The organism is Tardiphaga sp., from assembly GCF_041424195.1.
Classification (GTDB): domain Bacteria; phylum Pseudomonadota; class Alphaproteobacteria; order Rhizobiales; family Xanthobacteraceae; genus Tardiphaga.
Genome location: NZ_JBGMOE010000108.1, coordinates 1 through 9,090, shown reverse-complemented (window position 1 = coordinate 9,090; position 9,090 = coordinate 1). Strand labels below are relative to the sequence as shown.

The following is a 9,090-nucleotide window of genomic DNA, read 5'->3' as shown; positions in this document are numbered from 1 at the left end:
AAGCTACTGGGCCGGACGCGTTTCGAATCTGGTCGTCCGTCACTTGATCCGCAGGCTCGTTCCGTCCGCCAGCAAGCCGTGCCGCCTGTCCCAGTGGTATCCTGACCACAGACGATGCGGCCTGCCCGCAGACAGCCGTTACCCACACATCCCGTGACGCCGCATCTCCGGCGTCCACCGCCTCCCGCCCCGCAATCGTGACGATCGCGATCGCCCCTCTCGGTGGGGCAGGACGAAGCGGAAAATAATCAAGATAAGGATGTTGTCAATAGATATAGGAAAAAATGTTTGAGGCGATAGTGGCATTCAGCAGCTCGGCGCGACGCTCCATGGTGCGGTCCGACGTCGTCATGCCGCCATAGCCGCAATGAATTCCGATGCCGGCAAAGTTTTCGTTTCAACCGCGTAGCAACGGAACAATCAGGATCACCGCAGCTTGTTACAAGCGCAATACTTGCGTTTGGAGGGTTGCAATGAAACGTACCATGATCGCGACAGCCGCCGCGGCATTCCTGGGTCTGGGCCTGATGCTTCCAGCAACCGCCATGCCGGTCGGTGGGCTTGCACCTGCGAGCACCACCAGCGATATCATCCAGGTTCACGGCGGCCATGGCGGCGGACATCACGGCATGCATCGCGGCGGGCGTGGACATCACTACGGCTGGGGCCGCGGACGCGGCCATCACTATGGTTGGTCGCGCGGCCGGCATCGCGGCTGGCACTAGAACCTGTTTCATCCTCGATGAATCAGATTCCAGCTTCTTCTTTTATTGAAGCATGATCCCTCGACAAACGAACTCCTTTGTCGGCGAAGACCGGTATCCACTTTTCGGGGTCACGCTCTGACGAACAACAACAGGCGCGATCAACCTGACATGAACATCATCACGAGCCGCCCGCACGGGCGGCTCTTTCCGTTTCGCGAGCAAACTTTCAATCCTTGCCCGGGTCGCTCGCCAATACGCCCTTCACCGCCTGCGCCCAGCCCTTGAGCTTGCGCGCGCGCGTGGCCTCGCTCATCACCGGTTTGAAGCGATGCTCGAGGCGCCAGTTGTCAGCGAACTTTGCGGGTTCGGGAAATACACCAGCCTTGAGGCCGGCGAGATAGGCAGCGCCAAGCGCGGTGGTCTCCTGAATCATCGGGCGATCGACAGGGGCGTTCAAGAGATCGGCGAGACGCTGCATGGTCCAGTCCGACGCGGTCATGCCGCCGTCGACACGCAGCACAACTGTCGCCGCAGAGACATCGGGCCAGTCGGCACGCATTGCCGCATAGAGATCCCTCGTCTGGTAGCAGACGCTTTCCAGTGCGGCATGGGCGAGTTCGGCCGGGCCGGTGTTGCGCGTCAATCCGAACAGTGCGCCGCGTACATCGGGATTCCAGTAGGGCGCACCGAGCCCGACAAAGGCCGGAACCAGATAGACCGATTGCAATGAATCGTTCTGATCCGCGAGCGGCCCGCTTTCGGCTGCGCTCTTGATGATGCCGAGCCCGTCGCGCAGCCATTGCACCGCCGAACCGGCGACGAAGATCGAGCCTTCGAGCGCATAGGTCCGCACGCCGTTCAATTGATAGGCCACGGTGGTCAGCAGCTTGTGCTTCGAGACCACCGGCGTCGTACCGGTGTTGAGCAGCGCAAAACAGCCGGTGCCATAAGTCGACTTGATCATGCCTGGCGCAAAACATGCCTGCCCGATCGTTGCAGCCTGCTGATCCCCGGCGATGCCACCGATCACGATCGTGCCGCCGAACAGATCGGTGCTGCCGAAATCCGACGAGGAATCCTGCACCCTGGGCAGCATCGCCTTGGGCACGCGCAGCAGCTTCAGAAGCTCATCGTCCCATTCACCGGTGTGGATGTTGAACAGCAGCGTGCGCGAGGCATTGGTGGCGTCGGTGGCATGTACCGCCCCCTCCGTCAGCCGCCACAGCAGATAGCAATCCACGGTGCCGAACAGCAGTTCGCCGCGCTCGGCCCGGTCGCGCGCACCGGGCACGTGATCGAGAATCCACGCCACCTTGGTGCCGGAGAAATACGGATCGATGATCAGGCCGGACTTGCTGGAGATCATCGGCTCGTGGCCATCGGCCTTGAGCCGCGCGCAGATTTCCGCGGTGCGGCGGTCCTGCCAGACGATGGCGCGATGCACGGCCTGGCCGGTGACGCGGTCCCACACCACGGTGGTCTCGCGCTGATTGGTGATGCCGATGGCGGCGATGTCCTTCGCCGTCACGCCGGCCTTTGTCATGGCCGCGCGGCAGACTTGCAGCGTCGAGGTCCAGATATCCTCGGGCTCGTGCTCGACCCAGCCGGAGGCCGGAAAATGCTGCGGGAATTCCTGCTGCGCGGAGGCCGCGATCGAGATATCGGCGCGAAAGATCATCGCGCGGGAGGATGTGGTGCCCTGATCAATGGCCATCACGAAAGACATGTGCGCTTCTTCCCGGAAGATTGCGGTCGCGTTGTATTTGGAGGCGCAGGCAACCGGATTAGCGCGGGCACGTCAAGCGGCGGCGTCCGGCAACAATGACGATCAGGTCGCGGAATCGATCATCATGACCAGAGCAGCCGGGATCATCGCCAGTTCGCGTGGCAAGGTCTCGCGGGTGCGGCGCACGACGCCCTCGCCGAGCCGGCCGAGGAACCGCGCCCAGCGCTGCGCGCGCCAATACAACGAATTCTCGATTGTCACCGAGCGCAGCTTGAACGCCTTGCCGGTGGCCCAGGCATCGCATTCCAGCTTCAGCGGATCGGCATAATATTGCGCGATCTTGGCCGCATCCATGCCGGGGGTGGCGAGCCAGTTCGGGATATGCACGCTGCAGAGCTGCGCCACATCGGTGAACACCTTGTCGGTGCCACAGCCGCTGCCCGGGCATGGCGAGGCAAAGGCATCGCCGACCAATACGACCCCGGGCTGGACCACGTTGTCGCTCTCATAGAGATCGATGGGGCGGATCCTGATATCGCCGGAGATCCTGTAGTCACCGATCAGCCCACGCAGTTTCGGCAGGCAGGCGTCGAGTGCCGCCTCGGGCGTCCCGCGCATCTGGCGAATCCAGGGATCGTCGGTCTCGCGATAGACGAACAGGTTGCCCCGCATGGTCTCACCAATAGGAAACAGCGTGAGATAGGCCGTGCGGTGAACCGTCGTTTCGGCAAAATAGGTCAGCGCGGGAAATGCAAAGCGGTCGCGGCCGACCGGCGCGATATCGAAGCCGACCGAGATCGAATGATTGGCCGAGATGACCGGGCGGCCGATATCGAGCTGATCGCGCAGGCTGACGCTGGCGCCATTGGCGAGGACAACGAGGCGCGCGGAAATCTCTTCGCCATTGGACAGGCCGATGGTCTGGCGATCATCCGATGTGGCGATCGAGGTCGCCTTGGCGTGAATGGTCTCGACGGCGGACGGGATCTCGCCACGCACGGTGTTGACCAGCGTGTCGTAGAGAAAACCGTGCTGCTGGCTTGGGCGTTTATCAATGACGCGGCCGAAGCGCGCGATCCAGATCTCCTCGTCATGGGTGGCGGCTGACAGCACCGGATTGGCGAGACCTGTCCTGCGCAGCCGGTCGAGCTGGGCGCCGCCGCTGATCTTCTCGCAGCGGAGTTCAGGCGGATGGACCTGGTGCGGCTCGATCAGGATCGCAGACACACCGGCGCGACCGAGCATTGCCGCAGCCGTCGATCCGGCGAGGCCGCCACCAATGATCGCGATATCCGTCTGCCGCACGGGCACTCTCCAGCTGCGGATATCCGTGCGCCTGAAATGTTAAAAAACGGGAAAGGATTAAGGCAGCCGGTGAGCGGTTACCGCGGAAGATTTGTTTCAGGGATTTCTTACCCTCCCCAGCATGGGGAGGGTAAGGACGTCACACCGATGCCGTGGTGACTCCGCCGTCGATGACGATGGTCTGGCCGGTCATGAAGGTGGACGAGTCCGAACCGAGATAGGCAACGGCGCCGGCGATCTCATGGGGCTCGCCGATCCGGCGCAGCGGCGTGGTGGCGGTGCGGCGCTTGAGATTGGCCTCGTCTTCCCACAGCGCCTTGGCGAAGTCGGTCTTCACCAGACCCGGCGCGATGCAATTGACGCGCACGCCCTTCGGCCCCCATTCGCCGGCAAGGCTGCGGCACAGGGCGAAGTCGGCAGCCTTGGAGATGCCGTAGGCGCCGATCACCGTGGAGCCGCGCAGACCGCCGATGGAGGAGATGATCACAACAGAGCCCTTGCCGCGCTCGGCCATGGCCGGGATCGCCTTGGCGCAGAGCCAGATATTGCTCTTGACGTTGGAGCCCATGATCTTGTCGAAGGCCTCATCCGCAATATCGAGCAGCGGGCCATAATAGGGATTCACGGCAGCGTTACAGACCAGGATATCGATCGGACCGTAGTGCTTCACGGTGCCGTCGATCAGGGCTTCGACCTCATCGCGGCGAGAGATGTTGCAGGGAATGACATGGGCATCGCCGCCATTGGCCTTGATGCCATCGACGACGGCCTGACAGGCCTCCGCCTTGCGGCTGGACACGACGACCTTGGCACCGAGGCTGGCGAGCAGTTCAGCGGATGCCTTGCCGATGCCGCGGCTGGAGCCGGTGATGACGGCGACCTTGCCGGTGAGATCGAATGGATTTTTCACGGGCAGGTCTCCTGTCTGTTGATTGAAGTTGCGGCCGCGCGCGGTGCCCTCGCCCCGCTTGCGGGGAGAGGGTGGCGTGGACGAAGTCCGCGACGGGTGAGGGGGACTCTCAGCGAGCTCGGAGCGTATGGAGAGCCCCCTCACCCGTCACTCACATGCTTCGCATGTCAGTGACGACCTCTCCCCGCAAGCGGGGAGAGGTTAGCAGGCAAGCCCTACTCCGTGATCCCGCCCGCCTGCGCCACGCGGCGCAGATGATAGTCCGCATCGCCGAACTGCTGCTCGATCATGGTCAGCCGCTTGAAGTAGTGGCCGATCTTGTACTCCATGGTCACGCCGACGCCGCCATGGAGCTGCACACCGGACTGGCCAACGAAGCGGGCGGAGCGGCCGATCTGCACCTTGGCAGCGGCGACCGTCTTGGCGCGTTCGTCGAGATCGTCATAGGTCGCCGCCATCGAGGCCAGATAGGACATGCTGCGCGCCGTCTCCAGCGCGGTGAACATGTCGGCGCCGCGATGCTGCAGCGCCTGGAACGAGCCGATGGCAACGCCGAACTGCTTGCGCTCCTTGATGTACTCGATCGAGACCTTCAGTGCTTCTTCCATCGCACCGACCGCTTCGGCGCAGAGCGCGATGCGGGCGTCGTCGACGACCTGCTCGACCAGCGAGAGGCCGTTCTCGGCATCGCCGATCACCGCATCGGCGCCAACCTCGACATTGTTGAGCTTGATGTCGGCGGCGCGGCTGCCGTCCTGGGTCTCATAGCCGCGGATGTCGACACCCTTGGCATTCGCCGGCACCAGGAACGCACCGATGCCCTTGGCATCGCGATGGCCGCCGGCCGTGCGTGCGGTGACGATCAGCGTGTCAGCCGTGTCGCCGTGACCGACGACGAACTTCTCGCCGGACAGCGTGTAGCCCGAGCCGCTCTTCTTGGCCGATGTGGAGACGTCGCCGAGATCGTAGCGCGAGTCCCGCTCGAGCTGCGCGAAGGCCAGCGTCTTCGAACCATCGACAATGCCCGGCAGATGCGCGGCGCGCTGTTCGGCCGAACCGCGACGCAGGAAGCCGCCGCCGATCACCACCGTGTCGAGATAGGGCTCGACCACGAGATTGCGCCCGAGCGCTTCCATCACGATCATGGTCTCGATCGGACCGGCGCCGAAGCCGCCGTCTTCTTCCGAGAACGGCAGACCGAGCAGGCCCTGTTCGGCAAACTTGCCCCAGACGTCCTTGCTCCAGCCGCCCTTTTCGGCGCGATATTTCTTGCGGGTCTCGAAATCGTAGGATGCCTTCAACAGGCCGTCGACGCTGTCCTTGAGGAGGCGCTGCTCCTCCGACAAATCAAAATCCATGTTCTCTTCCTCAGGTCGCGCGTGACGCGCGTTTGAATGTGTTTGAGCTCCCTAACCTCTCCCCGCTTGCGGGGAGAGGTCGAGGGCGAGCGAAGCGGAGCCTTCGGGTGAGGGGGACTATCCGCGGGCACCGAGCCGGCGGAGGCTCCCCCTCATCCGGTCCGAATGCGCTACGCGCAATCGGACCACCTTCTCCCCGCAAGCGGGGAGAAGGAAGACATCAAAGCCCCAGCACCGCTTTCGCGATGATGTTGCGCTGGATCTCGTTGGAGCCGCCGTAGATCGACACCTTGCGGTAGTTGAAATAGCCGGGCGCAATGGTCGAGGCCCAATCGCCGGGATCGTTGCGGCCGTCATCGCTCTCGGGCACGAAGGGCATCGCGAACGGACCAGTGACTTCGAGCAAGAGCTCGGTGAGCGTCTGCTGGATTTCCGAACCCTTGATCTTGAGGATCGAGGAGGCCGGATCCGGCTTGCCCTTGCCGTGCTTGCCTTCGGCAGCAACAACACGCATCTGCGTCAATTCGAGCGCCTTCAGCTCGATCTCGGTCGCTGCCAGCTTCTGGCGGAACTGCGGATCCTCGATCAGCGGCTTGTCGCCCGAACGCACCTTGCCGGCGAGTTCCTTGATGCGACGGATACGCTCCTTGGACATGCCGACGCGCGCGATGTTGACGCGCTCGTTGCCGAGCAGGAACTTGGCGTAGTCCCAGCCCTTGTTCTCTTCGCCGACGAGATTCTCGGCCGGCACCACGACATCATCGAAGAACACTTCGTTGACTTCGTGACCGCCATCGATGGTCTGGATCGGACGGACGGTGATGCCCTTCGACTTCATGTCGATGAGGATGAAAGAGATGCCCGATTGCTTCTTCGCATCGGGGTCGGTGCGGCAGAGGCAGAAGATCCAGTCGGCATATTGCGCCAGCGTGGTCCAGGTCTTCTGGCCGTTGACGATGTAGGTATCGCCCTTCTTCTTGGCGGTGGTCTTCAGCGAAGCGAGATCCGAACCCGAACCCGGCTCCGAGAAGCCCTGGCACCACCAGTCGTCGATATTCGCAATGCGCGGCAGGAAGTGCTTCTTCTGCGCTTCATTGGCGAAGGTATAGATCACCGGGCCCACCATGTTGACGCCGAACGGCAGCGGCGGCGGCGCGGGAGTCTTCTGCAGTTCTTCGAGGAAGATGTATTGCTGCACGGCCGACCAGCCGGTGCCGCCATATTCCTTCGGCCAATGCGGAACTGCCCAGCCCTTTTTGTTCAGCGTGCGCTGCCAGTTGACCAGATCTTCCTTGGACGTGTGGTGACCTTCCTGCAGCTTCTTGCGCGTCGCAGGGTCGAGGCTTTCGTGGAAGAAGGTTCGCACTTCGTCACGGAATGCCAGTTCTTCTTTGCTGAAGCTCAGATCCATCGGATCCTCCTTGTTTTACCGAATTTCCTACTTCGTCATTCCGGGGCGCCTGCGAGCGAACCCGGAATCCCGGAGTGATGAACATGTCGAGGTTCCAGGTTCGTGCGCGGCTCGCGCCGCGCCCGCCCCGGAACGACAGTTACTGAACGATTTCGAGCAGGCCGGCGGAGCCCATGCCGCCACCGACGCACATGGTGACGACGGCATACTTCGCCTTGCGGCGACGGCCTTCGATCAGTGCGTGACCGGCGAGACGGGCGCCCGACATGCCATAGGGATGGCCGACCGAGATCGCGCCGCCATTGACGTTGAGCTTCTCCGGATCAATGCCGAGCTTGTCGCGGCAATACAGAACCTGCACGGCGAAAGCTTCGTTCAGCTCCCAGAGATCGATGTCCTCGATCTTGAGACCATGACGCTTGAGCAGGCGCGGCACGGCGAACACCGGACCGATGCCCATCTCGTCCGGCTCGCAGCCGGCGGAGACGAAGCCGCGGAAGATGCCGAGCGGCTTGAGGCCCTTCTGCGCAGCGAGTTTGTCGCTCATGATCACGGTGGCGCTGGCGCCGTCCGAGAGCTGCGAGGCGTTGCCGGCAGTGATGGTGAAGCCATCGCCGCGCACGGCCTTCAGGCCGGCGAGACCTTCCGCGGTGGTTTCCGGACGCGGGCCTTCATCCTTCGACAGCGTGATGTCCTTGAACGAGACTTCGCCGGTGGCCTTGTCGACGACGCCCATCCGGGTGGAGATCGGCGCCAGTTCGTCGTTGAACTTGCCGCCCTGCTGCGCGGCTGCGGTGCGGCGCTGGCTCTCCAGCGAATATTCGTCCTGACGCTCGCGCGAGATGTTGTAGCGCTTGGCCACCGTCTCGGCGGTGTCGAGCATCGGCATATAGACGTCGGCCTTGATCTTCATCAGTTCGGGATCGACGGTGTGGAACTTGTTGGCGTGCTCGTTCTGCACCAGCGAGATCGACTCGCCGCCGCCGCCGACCGCGATCTCGACACCGTCGAAGATCACCGAGCGGGCAGCGAGCGCGATGGCCTGCAGACCCGAAGCGCACTGGCGATCGATGGTGGTGCCGCCGACAGTGACCGGCAGGCCGGCGCGAAGCAGCGCCTTGCGGGCGATGTTGCCGCCGGTCGAGCCCTGCTGCAGGGCTGCGCCCATCACCACATCCTCGACTTCCTTGGGATCGATGCCGGCGCGCTTCACAGCGTGTTCGATGGCATGGCCGAGAAGTGTCGCACCTTCGGTGGCGTTGAGGGCGCCGCGATAGGCCTTGCCGATCGGCGTGCGGGCGGTGGAAACGATAACGGCTTCGGTCATAGGCGAGATCCTCCGGAGGCGGTTTGTTGTTGATTGATGATGGGCGTGGGTTGCAGGCCGCGCAAGGCGTGGCGCGAGAGTTTTCCGACCGCGGTGCGCGGCAAATCGTCGACGAATTCCACGGCGGCCGGCAGTTCATGCTTGCCGAGCTTGCCGGTGAGAAACGCGCGCAGTTCATCGATGGTGAAGGGCGCCGCGCCGCTGCGCAGCCTGATAAAGGCCTTGGCCGCTTCGCCGCGATATTGATCGGAAACACCGATCACGATCACTTCCTGCACCGACGGATGTTCGTAGATCGCCTGCTCGATCATCTGCGGATAGACGTTGAAGCCGCCGGAGATGATCA

General features: G+C 63.2%; 7 protein-coding genes and 1 pseudogene. 1 reads left to right on the top strand and 7 read right to left on the bottom strand.

What is annotated here, in order from left to right:
* The first annotated feature begins 473 nt into the window (after positions 1-473).
* Complete coding sequence (locus ACEK02_RS15730) at positions 474-725, top strand: hypothetical protein (protein ID WP_371422553.1); 252 nt, start codon at positions 474-476, stop codon at positions 723-725.
* Between the two features lie 208 nt (positions 726-933).
* Here the strand turns inward: ACEK02_RS15730 and glpK are convergent, their stop codons facing one another.
* The 7 genes and pseudogenes from glpK to ACEK02_RS15695 all read right to left on the bottom strand — a co-directional run.
* Positions 934-2,433, bottom strand: a complete 1,500-nt coding sequence (glpK, locus tag ACEK02_RS15725; protein WP_371422552.1) for a glycerol kinase GlpK — start codon at positions 2,431-2,433, stop codon at positions 934-936.
* A gap of 102 nt (positions 2,434-2,535) precedes the next feature.
* Positions 2,536-3,738: an FAD-dependent oxidoreductase gene (locus tag ACEK02_RS15720; RefSeq protein WP_371422551.1), complete on the bottom strand. Its 1,203-nt coding sequence runs from the start codon at positions 3,736-3,738 to the stop codon at positions 2,536-2,538.
* Positions 3,739-3,877: 139 nt separating this feature from the next.
* Complete coding sequence (locus ACEK02_RS15715) at positions 3,878-4,648, bottom strand: SDR family NAD(P)-dependent oxidoreductase (RefSeq protein WP_371422550.1); 771 nt, start codon at positions 4,646-4,648, stop codon at positions 3,878-3,880.
* 215 nt (positions 4,649-4,863) lie between these two features.
* On the bottom strand, positions 4,864-6,006 hold the full coding sequence (gene pimD / locus ACEK02_RS15710; protein ID WP_371422549.1) for a pimeloyl-CoA dehydrogenase small subunit: 1,143 nt from the start codon (positions 6,004-6,006) through the stop codon (positions 4,864-4,866).
* Positions 6,007-6,226: 220 nt separating this feature from the next.
* Positions 6,227-7,417, bottom strand: a complete 1,191-nt coding sequence (gene pimC, locus ACEK02_RS15705; RefSeq protein WP_371422548.1) for a pimeloyl-CoA dehydrogenase large subunit — start codon at positions 7,415-7,417, stop codon at positions 6,227-6,229.
* Between the two features lie 139 nt (positions 7,418-7,556).
* A complete protein-coding gene (locus ACEK02_RS15700) occupies positions 7,557-8,744 on the bottom strand; it encodes an acetyl-CoA C-acyltransferase (protein WP_371422547.1) in 1,188 nt (395 codons plus the stop codon).
* Positions 8,741-9,090: pseudogene (locus ACEK02_RS15695) on the bottom strand (dicarboxylate--CoA ligase PimA); the annotation flags it as partial. The gene ACEK02_RS15700 and the pseudogene ACEK02_RS15695, both read right to left, overlap by 4 nt.